Source organism: Spirosoma agri (assembly GCF_010747415.1).
GTDB classification, from domain to species: domain Bacteria; phylum Bacteroidota; class Bacteroidia; order Cytophagales; family Spirosomataceae; genus Spirosoma; species Spirosoma agri.
Window position 1 is genome coordinate 226682 of the sequence record NZ_JAAGNZ010000002.1, and the last position, 18585, is coordinate 245266.

16 protein-coding genes are annotated in these 18585 nt (G+C 48.6%); 6 read left to right on the forward strand and 10 right to left on the reverse strand.

Annotated features, from left to right (window positions below):
• Positions 1–13: 13 nt before the first annotated feature.
• Positions 14–898, reverse strand: coding sequence for an OmpA/MotB family protein (locus GK091_RS17730; RefSeq protein ID WP_164041236.1), 885 nt, complete (start codon positions 896–898; stop codon positions 14–16).
• Positions 899–1107: 209 nt separating this feature from the next.
• Between GK091_RS17730 and GK091_RS17735 the strand changes: the two genes are divergently transcribed.
• From GK091_RS17735 to GK091_RS17750, 4 genes are all read left to right on the forward strand, one after another.
• A complete protein-coding gene (locus tag GK091_RS17735) occupies positions 1108–2004 on the forward strand; it encodes an aldo/keto reductase (RefSeq protein ID WP_164041237.1) in 897 nt (298 codons plus the stop codon).
• A gap of 43 nt (positions 2005–2047) precedes the next feature.
• Positions 2048–3178: a lactonase family protein gene (locus GK091_RS17740; protein WP_164042873.1), complete on the forward strand. Its 1131-nt coding sequence runs from the start codon at positions 2048–2050 to the stop codon at positions 3176–3178.
• Between the two features lie 100 nt (positions 3179–3278).
• On the forward strand, positions 3279–3878 hold the full coding sequence (locus tag GK091_RS17745) for a 3-keto-disaccharide hydrolase (protein ID WP_164041238.1): 600 nt from the start codon (positions 3279–3281) through the stop codon (positions 3876–3878).
• Positions 3879–4105: 227 nt separating this feature from the next.
• The gene (locus GK091_RS17750; RefSeq protein WP_164041239.1) at positions 4106–4555 is read left to right on the forward strand and encodes a hypothetical protein; all 450 of its coding nucleotides are present in this window, start codon (positions 4106–4108) and stop codon (positions 4553–4555) included.
• Positions 4556–4588: 33 nt separating this feature from the next.
• On the opposite strand, the gene GK091_RS17755 is transcribed toward GK091_RS17750, so the two are convergent.
• The 4 genes from GK091_RS17755 to GK091_RS17770 all read right to left on the reverse strand — a co-directional run bounded on the left by GK091_RS17755 (position 4589) and on the right by GK091_RS17770 (position 9473).
• On the reverse strand, positions 4589–5017 hold the full coding sequence (locus tag GK091_RS17755) for a GNAT family N-acetyltransferase (protein ID WP_164041240.1): 429 nt from the start codon (positions 5015–5017) through the stop codon (positions 4589–4591).
• Between the two features lie 77 nt (positions 5018–5094).
• Positions 5095–5598, reverse strand: a complete 504-nt coding sequence (locus GK091_RS17760) for a DUF6265 family protein (protein ID WP_164041241.1) — start codon at positions 5596–5598, stop codon at positions 5095–5097.
• A gap of 1375 nt (positions 5599–6973) precedes the next feature.
• On the reverse strand, positions 6974–7561 hold the full coding sequence (gene lpcA / locus GK091_RS17765) for a D-sedoheptulose 7-phosphate isomerase (RefSeq protein ID WP_164041242.1): 588 nt from the start codon (positions 7559–7561) through the stop codon (positions 6974–6976).
• A gap of 112 nt (positions 7562–7673) precedes the next feature.
• Positions 7674–9473, reverse strand: a complete 1800-nt coding sequence (locus tag GK091_RS17770) for a hypothetical protein (protein ID WP_164041243.1) — start codon at positions 9471–9473, stop codon at positions 7674–7676.
• A gap of 130 nt (positions 9474–9603) precedes the next feature.
• On the opposite strand from GK091_RS17770, the gene upp reads away from it, so the two are divergent.
• Complete coding sequence (upp, locus tag GK091_RS17775; RefSeq protein WP_164041244.1) at positions 9604–10251, forward strand: uracil phosphoribosyltransferase; 648 nt, start codon at positions 9604–9606, stop codon at positions 10249–10251.
• An 86-nt stretch (positions 10252–10337) separates the two neighbouring features.
• On the opposite strand, the gene GK091_RS17780 is transcribed toward upp, so the two are convergent.
• The 4 genes from GK091_RS17780 to cysM form a co-directional block, all read right to left on the reverse strand.
• Positions 10338–10979, reverse strand: coding sequence for a LolA family protein (locus tag GK091_RS17780; protein ID WP_164041245.1), 642 nt, complete (start codon positions 10977–10979; stop codon positions 10338–10340).
• Positions 10980–11108: 129 nt separating this feature from the next.
• Positions 11109–13736, reverse strand: coding sequence for an FtsK/SpoIIIE family DNA translocase (locus GK091_RS17785; RefSeq protein WP_164041246.1), 2628 nt, complete (start codon positions 13734–13736; stop codon positions 11109–11111).
• Between the two features lie 116 nt (positions 13737–13852).
• The gene (locus GK091_RS17790; RefSeq protein WP_164041247.1) at positions 13853–14929 is read right to left on the reverse strand and encodes a quinone-dependent dihydroorotate dehydrogenase; all 1077 of its coding nucleotides are present in this window, start codon (positions 14927–14929) and stop codon (positions 13853–13855) included.
• Between the two features lie 51 nt (positions 14930–14980).
• Positions 14981–15853, reverse strand: a complete 873-nt coding sequence (cysM, locus tag GK091_RS17795; protein ID WP_164041248.1) for a cysteine synthase CysM — start codon at positions 15851–15853, stop codon at positions 14981–14983.
• Between the two features lie 259 nt (positions 15854–16112).
• Here cysM and GK091_RS17800 point away from each other — a divergent pair, with 259 nt between their 5' ends.
• Positions 16113–16583, forward strand: a complete 471-nt coding sequence (locus GK091_RS17800) for a LytR/AlgR family response regulator transcription factor (protein WP_164041249.1) — start codon at positions 16113–16115, stop codon at positions 16581–16583.
• 88 nt (positions 16584–16671) lie between these two features.
• On the opposite strand, the gene GK091_RS17805 is transcribed toward GK091_RS17800, so the two are convergent.
• Positions 16672–18375, reverse strand: coding sequence for an AMP-binding protein (locus GK091_RS17805; RefSeq protein ID WP_164041250.1), 1704 nt, complete (start codon positions 18373–18375; stop codon positions 16672–16674).
• Positions 18376–18585: the final 210 nt, after the last annotated feature.

The following is an 18585-nucleotide window of genomic DNA, read 5'->3' on the forward strand; positions in this document are numbered from 1 at the left end:
GCGTAATGGATGCTTATTTGCTTCCGCCTGCCTGACCGCTCGACAACAGGTTGAAGAACTGATCAAGTTTTGGCGTAATGATGATCTCTGTCCGGCGGTTTTGCTGACGACCAACCGAAGTCGTGTTGTCATCTTTCGGACTAAATTCCGAACGACCACCGGCAGTCATGCGCTCAGGAGCTACGCTGAATTTAGCTTGCAGCGTCCGTACCACCGACGTGGCACGCAATGCACTCAGATCCCAGTTATCTTTGATAGCGCTCGTTGCAATGGGGACTGCGTCGGTATGGCCTTCAACCAGAATATCAAGCTCTTTGTGATCATTAACGACCTTCGCTACTTTACCCAGAACCGTTTCGGCACGGGGTGTGATGTCGTAACTACCCGATTTGAACAGCAATTTATCGGAAATCGATACGTAAACGACACCTTTCTTCACCTCAACCTGTACGTCCTGATCGTTGATATCGTCCAATGACCGTTTCAGGCTCATCACTAAGGCCAGATTCATCGAATCTTTGCGTTGGATACTGGCGTTCAGATTATTGGTATACTTGGTTTGCTCGTTCAGTGTTTCGAGCGATTTCTTGATACTTTCAGCACCCGACTTGCTGACGATCGACAAATCCGACATCCGGTCGAGGAGGTTCGTGTTTGTCTTTTTGAGATAATCGATTTGAGCTTGCAAATCGCCTACCTGTTTGTCTTTACCTTGCAGATCATTGTCTTTCGCAGAAAGTTGCGTACGCAGGTCGGCAGTACGCTGATCACAGTCAGTTAAGGATGCAACAGCCTTATCACGGGCTTCCTGCAGGGATTTGATTTCAGCCAGCCGCTTTTTGCTACCGCAGGAAGAAAGCATTGCTACAGCTGCGAAAACAATCAAAACACGTTTCATAGAGTTGATTAAGATATTGAGAGGTAACGAAAAGTTAGGTTATAATGATATAAGCAATTCAGAGCCTCAATCGTTTTGCAAAGGTAAATGATTCTACGTAATCATTTTTAATCACGTTCTTTATCTAAACTGATTCTTTTGCATTATTTCCTCACCGAACCCCCAAAATTTCAAAAATAAATGGACGTAACTGAGAGAAACAGTACCATATGAATAGTCACGCACTAGGAAAGTCTGACCTGATCGTCAGCGAGATTAGCTTCGGTTGTATGTCACTGGAAACAGGCAGCGACCAAAACATCGCGCTGTTGCATAGCGCGTTTGAGAACGGCATTACGTTGTTCGATACGGCTGATTTGTATGACCAGGGGGCGAACGAAACGACCGTTGGCAACGCCTTCGCTGGTATTCGACAGCAGGTAGTGCTTGCCACGAAAGTCGGGAATCAATGGCGGGCTGATGGCTCCGGCTGGGACTGGAACCCGACAAAAGCTTACATTCTGCAAGCCGTCGAGAAAAGCCTGAAGCGCTTACAAACTGACTATATCGACCTCTATCAGCTTCATGGCGGTACGCTCGATGACCCAATCGACGAAACGATAGAAGCCTTCGAACTGCTCAAACAACAGGGGAAGATCCGGGAGTATGGCATCTCGTCGATTCGCCCGAACGTTATCCAGCAGTGGATCGATCGCTCAGCTATGGTCAGCGTAATGATGCAGTACAGCCTGCTGGACCGCCGACCGGAAGAAACCAGTCTAGACCTACTGCACGAACATCAAATCAGTGTGCTGGCGAGGGGGAGTCTGGCGAAAGGGCTGTTGGTCAATAAGCCAGCTAAGCCGTACCTAACGTACACCGCTGAAGCTGTTCGGAGGGCCGCTGATGCCATTGCGGCTTTGTCTGACGCCGACCGTAACTCAACCGCCACAGCGATTCAGTTTGTGCTTCGTCATCCGGCTGTTGCAACCGCTGTGGTAGGCATCCGAACCGGTGAACAGTTAAGCGACATTCTAAACGACCAACCTAGTAGCGTTCTTACCGAGGTCCAATGGCAACAACTCGCCGGTACACTACCCGTCAATCAGTATGACCAACATCGGTAGTTTACAGGGAAGTCTTACTTATTACGCAGATATCATCACAGTTATGAACAAGGTAGTCCGTTGTTTTTTAGGCGCAATGCTTGGCCTGAGTGCCGTTGCGCAAGCCCAGTCAGGTAAAGAAATTATGTATGTTGGTACGTATTCGCTTCGGGGTAGTGAAGGAATTTACGTATTTGAGTTCGACCGGAAAGCGGGGACGATGCAACAGCTACAGGCTGTATCGAATGCAAAGAGCCCCTCTTTTCTGGCGTTGCATCCATCCGGAAATTACCTGTATTCGGTAAATGAAGGAGCCGATAAACTGGGTGGTGTCAGCTCGTACAGCGTTGATAAAGCAACGGGTAAACTGCAATTCATGAATGGTCAGTCGTCGCTTGGGGGCGGTCCCTGCCACATCAGCGTCGATCAGACGGGAAAAACGGCCTTCGTCTCCAATTATGGCGGAGGAAGTCTGGCGGTGTTGCCCATCGGTGCTGATGGCAAGCTGAAAGTTGCCACGGATAGCGTTCAGGATGCTGGAACGGGTCCAAATACGCAACGGCAGGACAAAGCACATGTACACTCGGCTACACTCGCGCCCGATAATCGGTTTGTGTATGTTGCCGATCTCACGACGGACAAGCTGAATATTTTTGAAACAGACGTGAAGGCAAGCACGGTAAAACCAGCCTCGACGCCTTACGCAACGGTAAAACCTGGTTCGGGGCCACGGCATTTCACGTTTCATCCCAATGGGAAGTATGCCTATCTGGTCGAAGAATTGAGCTCATCGGTAGCGGTATTTTCGCGTAATCCGAAAACGGGCGAGTTGACCCTCATCCAAGATGGTATTAAAACGCTACCTGCTGATTTCACCGATTCAAATACGAGTGCTGACATTCACATTGATCCGAGCGGTAAGTTTCTGTATCAATCGAATCGGGGCTACAACGGATTGGCTATTTTCACCATTGGCAGCGATGGTAAACTGACGAAAGTGGGCGATCAGCCAACGGAGGGCAAAACACCCCGTAACTTTCTGATCGATCCGAAAGGTGAGTTCGTCTTCGTCGCGCATCAGGATTCCGACAACATCACCATTTTTAAGCGCGATCAGAAAACCGGTAAACTAACCTATACCGGGCAGTCGGTTAAGGTACCAGCGCCCGTCTGCGTGATCATGGCAAATCGATAGTTGTTTTCGGTCTGTTTGCTGAAGAAACGCGATGACTATCGTATGTTTAACCGCGAATGAGCTGAGTAAGGCCATTCGTTAACTCTAATTTCTACACTCAATGAAACACCTCCTTGTCTTCGGCCTTGTGCTGACTACACTGGCGTTCATGGCTCCGACCAAAACGATCAGCTTGTTTAATGGTAAAAATCTGAAAGGCTGGAAAATCTACGGGACCGAAAAATGGTACGTCGACAATGGCGAACTCGTCTGCGAAAGCGGTCCTGATAAGCAATATGGCTACCTGGCTACCGAAAAATTCTACAAAAACTTCGATCTGTCGCTGGAGTTCAAACAGGAAGCCAATGGAAATAGTGGTGTCTTTTTTCGCTCTACCATCGAAGGCACTAAAGTAAGCGGCTGGCAGGTCGAAGTGGCCCCCAAAAACCACGATACGGGAGGTGTGTACGAATCGTATGGCCGTGGCTGGTTAGTACAGATTCCGGACGAGAAAGAGACGATTCTGAAGCCAGAAGAGTGGAACACGATGCGTATCCGCGTCGAAGGTGACCATGTACAGACGTTTCTGAACGGTCAGCCAATGGTCGATATGCACGACGAAAAAATTGGCGCTGCCGACGGGTCTATCGCGCTTCAAATTCACGACGGGGGGGGCATTAAAGTTCGCTGGAAAAACCTGAAGATTCAGCCATTAAAGTAAACCCGTAGTGCGGGTATCTTGGCCGGGTAATCTTTTCTTTGACTAGTTAGCCGTACGGACAGGATGTCCGCGATACCGTTTACCCCAATGGAGTCCAACATTTTACCGTGAACATGACTAATATGAATTTGAGCGGGAACGGTTGAGAGGACGTAGCCTACAAGTTCGAGTAATTACGGCAGTATTCAGGTTGATGAAAGCAGGCTCTATTGCCAAAATTCTAAGCAATGAACGGACTCAACCTTATTTTGGCCAGTGTAGCCGGTACATCCCTCATGACGGCCTTCATGTACATCATGACCTTTCTGACAGACCGGATCATGAATGTCGTAAAAATTCTGGGTACGATGCTGACCTTTCAGACGTCGCCGGATGGTAAGCTATCTGATAGACCACGGGCTATTTCGGTCGGGATCATCGCGCACTACGCTATTGGCATCGTATTCACACTTTGTTATTCGCTATTGTGGTCCCGGGGAGTTGGGCAACCTGATTTCCAGTCGGGTATTTGGTTTGGGATTGGAAGTGGCCTGGTTGCTATCGCGTTTTGGTACGGTTTATTCGCTATTCATCCGAACCCACCTGCTATTCCGCTGAAGCCCTACCTGCTGACATTATTTGTGGCCCATATCGTTTTTACCTTCGGGGTCATTATAGCCTATAATCAGTTGAAATAGGTTTATAGTCTATCCGTTCTTCTTTTCGCTGCATTATCCGGTAAAGACCATAAGACAGAAGGCACCTTCAGCAGAGGTGCCTTCTTCGTTGATTCGCCAGCCCTGTGCCAGATAAAACGCCAGAGCGTTTGTATTTTGCTGTAAACACTTCAGCCTAGCCGGTCTGCCGATGTTTGCCAAACACTGCCGAAGTAATGCGGTGCCAACGCCCTGATGCAGAAAACGTGGATCGACATAGAGATGATGAATAAAGTTATCCGGTAACCACCACGAAATAAAGCCTATTGGTTTCCCATCAGTTATAGCAACCAGTAGCTTTTCTTCTGCCGTTGCCGAGTCGAAGTCATCCCGTTTGAACGTCGACGCATCGAGCCAGGTGAAGGTCTGAATGCGTGATTCCAGATAAAGCTGACGCAGATCATCAAGGTACTCGGGTTGTACGGCACAAATCTGCCAGTTCATGCGGTTGGGTCGTTCAATAGAGTCAGATAGCCGGTTTGCTCGTCAACAGGCTCTTTCCGGATGTGTCATCGAAACTTCTAGTCAGCTTTAGTAAACACGAACAAGTCATTGAACACCCATTTGCCATCCTGTTTCTGGCCACGCTGAATGACTAGCTGGTCTTTTGCGCGTTTCTCGTAGATGATCCGGATTGAGCCGTCTTCTTTCTCGTACAATGCATAGTCCTTTTTGGCTTCAATAAAGGCGTACCGGTCCTGTTTGTCTTTTTCTTCCTGCCCGATCAGGCCTGGTTTGAAGTGCTTAACCAAGGCAACCGGTCCGCGCTCTGTTTGCTCAAAAATCAGCATTTCATACATCGTGACCTTATTGTCCTTCATCATTCGGATAAACCCAGTGAGGTTATCGCCAGCGGGTGCTATCCAGACCGCATAGATCGGTCCGCCGTTGAATGTTCCCTTCCAGTGTCCTTCCAGAAAACCCATGTCGGAAAGCGTACCAGCCTTGGATGAGATTTGGGCGTACGTAGTGAGGCTCACCAGCAGGGCGAAACTATAGAGTAAAGGTAGTCTGAAGAAAAACATAGGCGATGAGATTGGTTTTTTAGAGAAAGCGCATCAGCGATAATTTATACGGGTGTGACTACTTATTTCCGGTTTCCGGCTTAACATCCCTACAATAGTTTTTCAAAAAGACTGTTGAATTGTCAACAACCCGGCATGATTCATGATACAGAAATATACTTAGTATACTGATTTAGAACCAATAATTCTACCTGTAGCACCGATGGGATTAGATGATAAACAGCAGATAGCTGACGAGATACGAGCCAAAGTAATTGAACTTGACGCGTTGATTACGCAGGCTGAATCGTTAGGATTAACCGTAAAGTTATCCGGACGGATAGTTGTTAACGGGATCTTTCGTCCAGATACGCCATTGAACGTAGATATTAATCAATATCTGACATTAAGGTATTAGAGTTTTATATTCAGCGTATCCATTAGGGTAACAACCAGGTGCATACTGTCGTCGGTCACTCCCACAACTGTTCCACAGGCGGTGCACTGAATAAAGTAAAGTTGATACACGCTATTTTTGACTGGGGCTGGTTGTAGTTCGAAAGATGTGTGTTGACAACGTGGACATCTGGATTTAGCCATGATTTGTGTACAGATTGAATAGACTGAGTGGTTCGAGCATGAGTTTTGGTGCGGCTAAAAAATCAGCTGATGTATGCTCTTGGTGTGTACTAACATCGCCCAATTATAGTGAAGGAAATGATAAATGAGAATTTTATATATGACTATTATTGGGAAACGAGGCCGTCCAACCAACCGAAGTACTGAATTTTGTTAATAGTAGCAGACATATAAGTCAAATAAATATACTTTTAGGCTATAGGGTATACTATAATCAGGATCGCAATGTGACCTATTTATTTCCCTAAACTAGTAAATCTATAACGAAACTAATATTTCAACTGGAACGGCTGGTAACATAATATAGCTGAAGTATTTAAAATGTTTATTTAGCAGTTCAGTAAATATCAAGCGTAATGCTATACTAACAGGCCACGAAACAGGGAGCTGGTGAAAAATACGATACTTAGTGTTTGATAAAGAGGTATTGACGTTTACTTTCTGAATTCAGAGCAGCAACAATGCTGTACGCGTTGGGGTATTGACTAAGGCCAACTGAGTTTACTTTTTCACCCAAATGCTTATTATAAAAAAACTCTTTTGTGAAAACATAAATAAATATAAGTTTTCACAAAAGAGTTTTTAAATCGAGATTTGTATCGTTTTAGAAAACTAGATAATCAACTTGTACCGCTTGATAAAAAACAGCAATAATGGTAAGCTAACCGTTAATATCCCGCCGGAAACGACCCATATAGGTTATAAAATTGTCCCCTTACTGTTATAAATAAGTATACTGAATTGTGTATATTGTATATTAATTGGTCTGATTGCCAATCACTTGTTTCTCGATCAGCAGGATGAACAGGTGAATTACTTTAATGTGGATTTCCTGAATCCGGTCGGCGTAACCGAAGTGGGGTACTCTGATCTCAACGTCGGCTTTACCCGCCAGTTTACCACCGTCTTTTCCTGTCAACAAGATAACGCCCATACCCTTCTGCCGAGCGGCTTCGACAGCCTTAATGATATTGGCTGAGTTACCGCTGGTGCTAAGGCCCAGCAGAATATCGCCTTCGTTACCCAGGCCTTCGACAAAGCGTGAAAAGACGTGATCGTAGCCGTAGTCGTTACTCACACAGGAAAGATGGCTGACATCCGATATGGCAATGGCGGCCAGCGACCGACGATCATCGCGGTAACGTCCGGAAAGTTCTTCCGCAAAGTGCATGGCATCACAATGGGAGCCTCCATTACCGCAGGAGATGATCTTACGACCTTTTTTTAACGAATCGGCCATGAGCCGAGCCGCCTTGTCGATGGCTGTAAGATGATCCGGGTTACTCAGAAATGTATCTAAAACCGATTGCGCTTCGGCTAGTTCGTGACGAATAATATCAAGCATTGAAAGACAGTTTTGAGCGGTTTGCTACCACCTTCGGTTGATTAGACAGCAAACAGTTGGTAAAGTTGGCTACTATACCCGAAAACTCAAAAGGTGATGGCGAATGGCTTGATCAAAATACCCAGTTGCGATACGGAAGATTCCAGCGGAGCGCAAAACTGGCCAGTTTATCCGTATAGCCGTCTGGACGATACTCGCTATCCTTGAACCGGTACAGAAAACGCCCTTCCAGAAAAATGTTGTGCCGAATCATATACGAAGCCCGAAGGTCGGCGTACGTAGTGACAGTTTTACGACCCTGCCCAATGTAGTTGCCGTCATCCTGAACACGCGTATCATAATTGAGCAAAATATTGCCACCATAATTTCGATCAGGCGATGGGTCTGCTCCGTACGTCATAATGCCGAAAATACCGTTGCCCGACCATTTTTTATGCTGATAACGCACGATACCAAGTGCTTCAACAAAGTTAGCGCCGAGCGGATGAGCTAGTGGCTGACTATAGTGGGCGTAGTTGGCCTGACCTGCTGTTACAACCGGTGATGTCAAATGGGAATACGTATAAGGGCGGGCCAGATTCATTTCGGCCTGAATATCGAGATTGGGTACGTTGAAGGCATCAATGTATTTGGCCCCCACCTGAAGCGCAAACTTATTGGTCCAGTTGCCTTTGCCGGAGAGCATTTCGCTCAGTCTGAACTCATCCAGCAGAAACTGGCTGTAAACCAGGAACTGAGTCAGGAAATTGGCTTTGAAGTCGATCCCGATCATCGCATTATCGGCGCTGCCTCTGTAAGATTCGACGAAGCGGTAAAAAATTATTGGGTTGAGGTAGTTTAGATCCAACCGATCTCTGCTGAACACTTCAGCTTCGAATACACCCAGATTGATCTGGGGCGTAATGTTGATGCTGAGGTGGTGCATAGCCGCAAACTTCTGCTTGAAGAGCGTATTGGCAGCCACAACGTCCTGCGTATTTTGTAATTCGGTGAACAGGTTCGTGTATTGTATTTTTCGGCCGAGCCGGGTCGTTAGCTTTAGAAAGAGATAAGGAGCGCTATTATCTGAAAGCAGTAACGACCGAAACCCATTGCCGAAGAAATTGCGGTCATGGCCAAACTGTAAGTTGATTATTTTCAGAATGTTAAGCGTAAAATAGCCTCGGGCCGTAATGAAGTCAGCTCCTTTAGTCCGAAACACTTTGGTAAACCCTTCGCCGGGCGCAAAACCACCACCCGCTTCCGGCGATCTATAGAGTTGACCATAATCGTTTATGTACTGAGGGTAAAGCGCCTGATTGTCCGCAAAAAATGTGTAGAAGCCTAATTTCTTCCCGATTGTTCCCCGGATCTCCAGACCACGGGTATTCACAAAAGGGTTCCGCAGGGATTCATCCGGATTGGCTGCCTGTCCGGAAACCTGCTCACCACCAATGCCGAAATAGAAAACCGGATTTACGTGCAAATCGAAGTCGGGCGTCTGTACACTGTAGAAATCGGCTTTTTTGTGATAAAACGGTCTGAGAAAGCCTACTTTATCGCCTAACGGTGTTTGGCTATCGCCCGGACCGGGTGGGGGAAGCAAATGTTTCGTGAACGGATCGCGTCTGGTGGAGTCAGCCGCCTGGCGTACCCATTCCCAGCTATCATCCCGTAAGTAGTTGAAATTGAAATAATCGCTGTCAGAAAAATTTCGGCCAGGTTTAGCCAGTAGGCTGTCCGTAAGCTGAACAATACTCTGCCGGTTGTATGGTTTCACGGAGCTATGAAACCCTTCGGCCCAGTGGCCCTGCCGAATTTCCAGCCGGTCGATCAGGTGATAATAGTCCGCATTAAGTGGTACGAATGGACTTTGGGACCAGGCCGGAAAGGATAGTACAAAAAAAACTAAAACGTAAAAAAAACGCTGCATACAAGTCACTAGATAGCTCAATCCACTCCGTTGATCCACTCGATTTGCCTTATCTGAGCGACAAATTAGGCAATTGGTTTGGATATACGCCAGTCATGCGGCTAATTTACGGGGAAAGTCTCCTTTATCTATGTTTGTTTTTGCTCAACAGCCCTCGCTGGCGAACCAATTTGTGGCCGAACTTCGTGATGTCTCGATCCAGAAGGATCGCTTGCGCTTCCGTCGGAATCTCGAACGAATTGGTGAATTGATGGCTTACGAAATATCCAAGACGCTGCCTTATCATAATGCCTCTGTGCAAACACCACTGGGTACCGCTGAGACACAACTACTTAGACAACAGCCCGTTCTGGCAACGATTTTACGGGCAGGGCTACCGTTTCATCAGGGACTGGCGAATTATTTCGATCAGGCCGAGAACGCGTTCGCGGGAGCGTACAGGGGGGTGAGCGCCAGTGATAGCGATGATTTCGAGATAACGATGGACTACATTGTTGGACCCGATTTGAGTGGTAAAACACTCATTCTTAGCGATCCAATGCTGGCAACGGGCCGTTCGCTAGAAAAAGTTTACCATGCCATGCTCCGGTACGGAATTCCGGCGCAAACGCACATTGCTGCGGTGATTGCCAGTCCGGAAGGGGTGCGTCATGTACAGCGGCAGTTACCGCAGTGCCACCTCTGGCTTGGCGCGATCGATAGCCATCTGGATGAGCACTCCTACATTGTTCCGGGGCTCGGCGATGCCGGTGATCTGGCCTATGGGGGTAAAGTGTAAAAATCCTCTATAACGTAAAGGGGATGAATGAGCTGGCTATGGTAAGTCTGCTCATTCATCCCCTTTCTATGTAGACTTGAACTACGCTATCGTAGGTCAACAACTTCAACGCCGGGGTACTTCGATTTATCGAAAATAAAGGCTGAATCCGGTACGTTGGCGTTCGGTGTAAACTTCGTGATATTGTACGTCGTCCGTTTGCCGTCTTTGTTAATGATCAGCCAGTTACGTACCGATTTGTCAGCCTTGTCGACTGAAATCTGAATAGTAGAAATCGGGCTCTTCTGACGATTCGGGGTCAACTCAATAACTTCCAATGACCGACCGCCCATCTTCTGTTCTTTCAAAAACTTATAATCGAACCCACGTTTGTAGATTGTATAAATCTGAGTCGGATTCAGTTCGCCATTTGCTGCGGCCTCGTAATCCTGCACGTTAACCTCGTTGGATTCCTTGATGTACGTAGACATCGTCTGGCCATCCGAAAAAACTTCCTGTCCGCCTAATTTTAGCCGGAATTTCGAACCTCTGACACTCAGATCGCCTTTGTAGGATTCGTTTGCCCCCGCGCCAACACTTGCATACGTGAACGCAGCCTGGTACGATTTCAGTGATTTATATTGCTTGCTCATCGCGTCCAGAATGTCTTTCGCCCGCTTATCTTTCTGAGCTAGCGTCGGGAACGACATCAGTACGGCCAGCCCTAGCATCCATGCTACTTTTTTCATTTTTGTGTATTTACTCGTAAATCTCGGGTTGTAGAACGGCCTCGTTATAAAGCAGTCATCTTTTATTTAGACTAAAAAGTGAAGCAGAAAGTTTAATACCTGTATCGATTAACACGCTGACTTGTTGAGTTACTCACCCTTCAGGCGTTTCAGGATTTCTTCCAGCATTTGCAGATCCTGAACCAGTACGTCCCGAGCCTTACTGCCCTCGAAGGAGCCGACAATTTTAGCGGCTTCCAGTTGATCAATCAGTCGGCCCGCACGGTTGTAGCCAAGTTTAAGCTTGCGCTGAATGAGTGACGTACTGCCTTGCTGATGAATAACAATCAATCGGGCGGCTTCGTCGAACATCGGGTCACGATTGTCAAGGTCTATGTCTTTATCGTCGCTCTGACCGCCGTCGTCCCCAACAAACTCGGGCAGCACATAGGCGTCATCGTAACCGCGCTGATTGCCAACGAAATCACATAGGTCTTCGATTTCGTTCGTATCGACAAAGGGACACTGCAAGCGGATGATGTCAGAGTTCGATGATAACAGCATGTCCCCCATACCGACCAGCTGTTCAGCACCACCCGCGTCCAGGATCGTCCGTGAGTCGATTTTCGACGTTACTTTGAACGACAGACGGGCCGGGAAGTTGGCTTTGATCAAGCCAGTAATCACGTTGACCGATGGCCGTTGCGTGGCCACAACCAGGTGAATGCCAATGGCCCGCGCCAATTGCGCCAGTCGGGCAATTGGCTGCTCTACCTCCTTACCGGCTGTCATCATCAGGTCGGCTAACTCGTCGATGATGAGAACGATATACGGCAGAAAACGGTGACCTTTATCCGGATTTAACCGACGTTTCACAAATTTGGCATTGTATTCTTTCAGGTTTCGGCAACCGGCATCTTTGAGCAAGTTGTACCGATTATCCATCTCGATACAGAGCGAATTAAGGGTATTGACAACTTTTTTCGTATCCGTAATGATCGGCTCTTCGGCATCGGGGAGCTTCGCCAGAAAATGGCGCTCCAACTTGTTGAAAAGCGTCAATTCCACTTTTTTGGGATCAACCAGAACGAGCTTCAGCTGAGAGGGGTGTTTCTTGTAGATCAGCGACGTCAGCAAAACATTCAACCCTACGGATTTACCCTGACCAGTAGCGCCCGCCATAAGCAAGTGCGGCATTTTGGCCAGGTCAGCCACATAGATCTCATTGGAGATGGTCTTGCCCAGTACGATCGGCAGATCGAATTTGCTGCTGCTGAACACGTCGCTCATGATCACCGAGCGCATCGACACCATTTCGCGGTTTTTGTTCGGCACCTCGATCCCTATCGTACCCATGCCCGGCATCGGCGCAATAATCCGGATACCGAGGGCGGACAGGTTGAGCGCAATGTCATCTTCCAGGCTTTTGATCTTGGAAATACGAACGCCTTTTGCCGGTACGATCTCATAAAGCGTAACCGTTGGCCCGATCGAAGCCTGAATGGAGTCGATCTCGATGCCAAAATTGCGCAACGTACTTTCAATCTTTTCCTTGTTAGCTGTTAACTCGTCTTCGGAAACCTGCGCCTTCCGGTTGTTCTGATAATCGGTAAGCAGCTCATTGACCGGATACTGGTACTGGGGCAAGTCGAGCGTTGGATCATAGAGACCATGTAGCGCCACCAGGTCATCTTCCTGAAACGGATCAGGCTCGAACGTGGGTGATGGTGTCGCGCTAAGTTCGCCCTGATCCGCGCCTACCTCATCGGTGACCGACTCCCGGTTTTTTATGGTAAGGGTAACACCCGTTGGTTTAGGCATGGCTTCCTGAACGGGCGCGGGTGTTTCCGGAGCAGTGCTTTCGGTGAAGGGTTCGGGCTCAGGGGGCTTAGTAGCGACAACAGGCTCTTCGTCGGGCTCATCGGCAACGAACTCATTCGATACGGGTGCGGGCGCCTTGTCCACTAGAACCTCGTCTTCGTCTTCAAGCTCACTTTCCTCATACGATTGCAGGGTAGCATCCGGACGTTTGGACGATCCCGGTCCTGTGCTTCCGCTAAAGTCAGGGATTGAAAGAGATGGAATTTTTATGTTCCGAACGTCGAAGAAATAAATGACGAAGAAAAAGAAGATAAAGGCGATAAAGGCCAGATTCCCCCAACCAAACAGACTGTAAAGCGATACATTAAATTCATAACCAATTCCCCCGCACCAGACACTGGACGTCTCGGCAGAATCGGTCACGAGCACGATATAACCCAGTAATAAGCTACTCCAGACCGCAAGAAAAAGTAACCCTGTCGTGGCGCGGCTCAGGGGAAGCAATTCCCGGCGGAGCGCCAGTTTGTAGCCGGCCAGAAACATGATGATCGGTAGCGTCAACGCACCAACGCCGAACCACCGAAATACAAATACGTGGGCAATGAAAGCACCTACAAGACCGGCCCAGTTGCGGGTTTCCTGACCCGATTCCGCCAACGGCTGAGAAAAGGCTGACCCGACTACGCTTTGATCAGCTTGCCCGGTTGTTAAATAGGAGATGAAGGCGGCAAATAATCCGACGGCTACCAGCATGAGCAAAACACCCAGGGTCAGCGTTGAGCGCTGGTCGCTAAACCACCGATCGAGCGCAGCTCCCCAATCCAGGGATGGACCCTTGTCCCGCAACTTTCCCGCTGCGCCGTTGTCACGGCCTGGGCGCGGCACAGTCTGCCTGGTACGGTCTGCTGTGGGTTGACGGACTGTATTTTGACGGGGTGATGTTGTTGGTTGGACCATTCGTTGGAGTAAAGCTTAGCGGCAGTGGTAAATTTCCCATTTTTTGGCGAAAAGTTGCGTATTTGCTCGCGGAATTAGGGGAAAATGTAGGAACGGTCCTAAACCATGTCTTGCGGCTAACGTGGGAACGCCAGGGGCGACGTAGTCAACTCATTCAGTAGTGCCTTATTGATCCGTTTGGCGAGCCCTGGGCCTTCGTAAATGAAACTTGTATAGACCTGAATCAGGCTTGCACCGGCGCGCAGCTTTTCCTGCGCATCTTCGGCAGAGAAAATACCACCGACGCCAATGATCGGGAACGCCCCACCCGATTGCTGATGCAGGTATCGAATGACTTCAGTTGACCGTTCTCGTACGGGTCGCCCGCTTACGCCCCCCGCACCCATCTGCGACACGGTGGCCGGGTCTGTCAGTAATCCGTCGCGGCTTATCGTTGTGTTGGTGGCGATGATGCCGGCGATACCCGTTTCCGCAACAATGGCAATAATGTCATCCAACTGGCCATTGGTCAGGTCAGGGGCTATTTTCAGCAGAATCGGTTTTGGCGCGGGTCGCTGGCGATTTTCGGTCTGTAGGGCTGTTAATAGGCGGGTCAGGGGTTCCCGCTCCTGAAGGTCACGCAGACCTGGTGTGTTGGGCGAGCTAACGTTCACAACGAAGTAATCGACGGCATCGAACAATTCCCGGAAGCTAATCAGATAGTCAGTGAGGGCGCTCTCGTTCGGCGTGTCTTTATTCTTACCAATATTGCCACCAATGATCACATTTCGTCCACCCCGGTTCTGGGCAAAATGGCGGAGTCGGCCACCGGCTGGTCCGGCTCCTTTGTTGTTGAATCCCATTCGGTTGATCAGACCGCCATCCGCTTTTAACCGAAACAAACGGGGTTTTGGATTACCCGGTTGGGGGCGGGGAGTGACGGTACCAATCTCGACGAAACCAAACCCTAAATCACTCAATTCGCTGACGAGATCGGCATTTTTGTCGAAACCAGCGGCCATCCCAACCGGATTGGGAAACGTGAGGCCAAAAACGGTGCGCTCCAGGCGCCGATCACTAAGAACGTAGAATTTGCGGCAAATAGCTGACACTCCGGGGATAGCCAGCGCAAACTTAAGCAGCGTCGTTACGTTATGATGAATCAGTTCAGCATCAAAACGAAACAGCAAGGGCAGAATAATGCGCTTATACATGAGCGCAAAGGTACTGTCTCAACGCTATAAGGCCACTAGGACCCGCTAAGTTTAGCCGAATAAGTCAGAGGAGAGATAGCGATCACCCCGATCACAGATGATACAGACAATAACGCCCGACTCAAGCTCCTGCGCCAGTTTCAAAGCCGCCCATACTGCACCACCACTGCTCATGCCCGCAAATACACCTTCTACGTTTGCCAGCTTTCGGGTTAAGAGCGTGGCATCGTCGGCCGACACGTCGATAACGCGATCGACCCGCTGTGGTTCAAAGATCCTGGGCAAATACGCTACAGGCCATTTCCGGATGCCCGGTATCGACGAACCATCGGTTGGCTGGCATCCGACGATCTGGATGGCTGGATTCTGCTCTTTCAGGTAGCGGGATGTGCCCATTATCGTACCTGTTGTTCCCATCGACGAGACAAAATGGGTGACTTGTCCATCGGTATCGCGCCATATTTCCGGCCCGGTCGTGCGATAATGCGCTAAATAATTATCGGCGTTCGCAAACTGGTTGAGCAACAGATAGCCACCTTTCTTGACCTGTTCTTCCGCGTAGTCGCGCGCGCCTTCAATGGTTTCGGTCAAAATTACCTTGGCACCGAATGCCTCCATCGTCAATACGCGCTCACGAGTTGAATTTTCGGGCATGACCAACTCAATCTCGATGTCATAGAGTCGGGCAATCATGGCCAGGGCAATGCCGGTATTGCCACTGGTGGCTTCGATAAGCTTCATGCCGGGTTTCAACTCGCCCCGCGACAAAGCGCCCTGAATCATGCTGACCGCAGCTCTGTCTTTTACACTGCCGCCGGGATTGTTGCCCTCAAGCTTGCCATATAATCGAACGTTCGGGTTTGGGTTCAGGCGATTCAATTCTACCAACGGCGTATTGCCGACCAAATCAAGCAGGGTTGCCATGCCAATAAATCTGTAAAGTACTCTTGACGATTTAAGGTCAAATCGACTCAATAAGTTCGCAATTTTATTTTTCCTGTTACAACCGGATGAGTTCTACGCACTAGATAATCCGGATAATTTCGCTGATTCAAAAAAATAATTGCCCGTAATAGGTTGATACTGAAAATTTTGTAAACTTGCTTAAGCTTACTTCGTTGTACGTAGCTTAGGCTACATCAGCGGGTTCGCTGTATCCTTATTCACACCCAAATAATTAATCATGAAAGTAGCTTTAATCCCAAAGCCGCTATCCAGCGCCTATGTCGAGCAAATTGCCCTGCAATTCGAAATGCCCGACCTCACCCTACCATTCTGGGGATACCGCAAAAAAATGCCGATGCACCAAATTGTCCGGTTGGAAGGCGAAGGAAACTACACGCTGTTTCATTTCTCGGACGGGACGCAACTCATGGTTTCGCTGACGCTCAAGAAAATGGAAGGTCGGCTATCGTCGAAAGTTTTCGTGCGCCCTCACAAGAAAAATATCATCAACCTCCTGTATCTGGAAGGTATCTACCCCGACTTGCTTCAACCGGGACGCCCTCAGCTGAGTGCGTGTCTGGTCAATGGTCACCGCGTTGAGGTATCACGCCGTAAAGCAAGCCGTTTTATCAAACAGGTGAAAGGGTTTCAGGAAGAAGTGCAATTACTGGACGTGCAGTCGCCAGCGAAAGCCGTTCTGGTGGCCTAGTTTCCGAATAAGTGATCTCCGAATCAAGAAAGGGCTCATTAATTAGTGAGCCCTTTCTTGATTCGGAGATCACTTATTCGGAAGATGATTATTTTTTTTGCTTGGCTAGTTCTTCATCTCGCAGCGGACGGCGAAGAATCTTGCCAACATTCGATTTTGGAAGTTCGGATCGGAACTCAATCTGTTTAGGGATTTTGTAGGGGGTCAGATTTTCGCGGCAGTACGATTTTATCGAGTCAACCGTCAGTTCCGGATCTTTTTTCACCACAAAAATCTTAACGATTTCGGTCGATTTCTGATCGGGAACCCCAATGCAGGCAACTTCCAGTACACCAGGGCATTGTGAAACGACATCTTCGATTTCATTCGGGTAAACGTTGAAGCCCGACACGAGAATCATGTCTTTCTTACGATCAACAATCTTGAAAAAGCCGTCTTTATCCATCATCCCAATATCGCCGGTTTTGAACCAGTCGCCCAGCATTACCTGAGCTGTTTCGTCAGGCCGGTTGAAGTAACCTGAAAACACCTGCGGACCGCGCGCGACAATTTCACCCGGCTCACCCAAAGGGGCATCCGTACCATCATCATGAATAATTTTCAAGGCGGTACTGGGCCAGGGAACGCCAATCGTACCTACCCGAACAGACCCATCGACCGGATTAGATGACAAAACGGGTGAGGTCTCGGTCAGTCCGTAGCCTTCGCAGGGTGTGTTACCGGTGAGTTTTTTCCATCGTTCTGCCACCGATGTCTGTAGAGCCATGCCACCGGCAGAGGTTACGCGCAAATTGCTGAAATCTACTTCGCCAATTCGTGGGTGGTTCAGCAGGCCGTTATAAAGTGTGTTTACACCGGTAAAGGCGGAGATCTTATACTTCTTCAGATCGTCTATAAAGGCGTTGAGATCACGCGGGTTGGTAATCAGTAGGTTCATGCAGCCACTCCTCAGGGCTGACAAGGCATTGGTTGTCAGGGCATAAACGTGATACAGGGGCAAAGCGGCCACAAAAACACCTTCGCCTTCGGGTATACCTGCTGGTTTCATCCAGACATCCTGCCCTTCCACATTGGCGATCATGTTCCGTTGGGTGAGCATGGCTCCTTTCGACACACCGGTTGTTCCGCCCGTGTATTGAACGAAGGCAAGATCGGTGTTTTTAATAGCTACGGGCTGGAAGGGCTGACGGCTTCCCCTACTTAGCGCATCGTTGAACGAAATCGCATTGGGTAGGCTATACGAAGGAACCAGTTTCTTGACGTATTTGACAACGGCATTAACGATCTGTTTTTTTGGAAAACCCAGTAAGTCACCGAGTTGCGTTACGATGACATGCTGAATATCCGTTTTATCGAGGATCTTTTCCAGATTAGACGCGAAGTTCGACAGGATAACAATCGCTTTGGCACCAGAGTCTTTAAACTGGTGCTGCATCTCCCGCGACGTGTAGAGCGGATTGGTGTTAACTATGGCCAGCCCCGCTCGCAAAGCGCCAAACATCGCCACTGGATATTGTAGTGTATTGGGCATTTGAATCGCCAGTCGGTCTCCTTTTTTCAGGCCCAGGTCGTTTTGCAGAAAAGAGGCAAACTGCTTGGATAAACTGTCCAGTTCACCATACGTTAGCTGCTTACCCATGCAAGCATAGGCGGGACGGTCCCTGAAACGCTGACAACCCTCGTCAATCAGCGCTGCCAATGATGGGTAGGCATCGGGATTTATGTCATGGGGAACGCCTTTCGGGTAAAAGCGTAGCCAGGGATATGTGTGATTGGTTGTAGGCGTTTCCATGTGAAGGGATTGGAGCTTTTATAGCAAAAATAAAACAAAATCAGGAATGGTTCTGTTGCGGGTGGGAATTTACAAAATGAGTATGGATAAGGCGAAAAGATTCCTGAGCGCTAAACATAGTAGTTTAAGTCGGCTGATGCCATTCCTAGCCACTAATTATAGTGTCGGAAAGCTCAACTGCTGAATTAATAATACACTAATGTATCCAGT

Coding starts and splice junctions, on each gene's coding strand:
- GK091_RS17730 (WP_164041236.1), bottom strand. CDS start 898: ATGAAACGTGTTTTGATTGTTTTCGCAGCTGTAGCAATGCTTTCTTCC.
- GK091_RS17735 (WP_164041237.1), top strand. CDS start 1,108: ATGAATAGTCACGCACTAGGAAAGTCTGACCTGATCGTCAGCGAGATT.
- GK091_RS17740 (WP_164042873.1), top strand. CDS start 2,048: ATGAACAAGGTAGTCCGTTGTTTTTTAGGCGCAATGCTTGGCCTGAGT.
- GK091_RS17745 (WP_164041238.1), top strand. CDS start 3,279: ATGAAACACCTCCTTGTCTTCGGCCTTGTGCTGACTACACTGGCGTTC.
- GK091_RS17750 (WP_164041239.1), top strand. CDS start 4,106: ATGAACGGACTCAACCTTATTTTGGCCAGTGTAGCCGGTACATCCCTC.
- GK091_RS17755 (WP_164041240.1), bottom strand. CDS start 5,017: ATGAACTGGCAGATTTGTGCCGTACAACCCGAGTACCTTGATGATCTG.
- GK091_RS17760 (WP_164041241.1), bottom strand. CDS start 5,598: ATGTTTTTCTTCAGACTACCTTTACTCTATAGTTTCGCCCTGCTGGTG.
- lpcA (WP_164041242.1), bottom strand. CDS start 7,561: ATGCTTGATATTATTCGTCACGAACTAGCCGAAGCGCAATCGGTTTTA.
- GK091_RS17770 (WP_164041243.1), bottom strand. CDS start 9,473: ATGCAGCGTTTTTTTTACGTTTTAGTTTTTTTTGTACTATCCTTTCCG.
- upp (WP_164041244.1), top strand. CDS start 9,604: ATGTTTGTTTTTGCTCAACAGCCCTCGCTGGCGAACCAATTTGTGGCC.
- GK091_RS17780 (WP_164041245.1), bottom strand. CDS start 10,979: ATGAAAAAAGTAGCATGGATGCTAGGGCTGGCCGTACTGATGTCGTTC.
- GK091_RS17785 (WP_164041246.1), bottom strand. CDS start 13,736: ATGGTCCAACCAACAACATCACCCCGTCAAAATACAGTCCGTCAACCC.
- GK091_RS17790 (WP_164041247.1), bottom strand. CDS start 14,929: ATGTATAAGCGCATTATTCTGCCCTTGCTGTTTCGTTTTGATGCTGAA.
- cysM (WP_164041248.1), bottom strand. CDS start 15,853: ATGGCAACCCTGCTTGATTTGGTCGGCAATACGCCGTTGGTAGAATTG.
- GK091_RS17800 (WP_164041249.1), top strand. CDS start 16,113: ATGAAAGTAGCTTTAATCCCAAAGCCGCTATCCAGCGCCTATGTCGAG.
- GK091_RS17805 (WP_164041250.1), bottom strand. CDS start 18,375: ATGGAAACGCCTACAACCAATCACACATATCCCTGGCTACGCTTTTAC.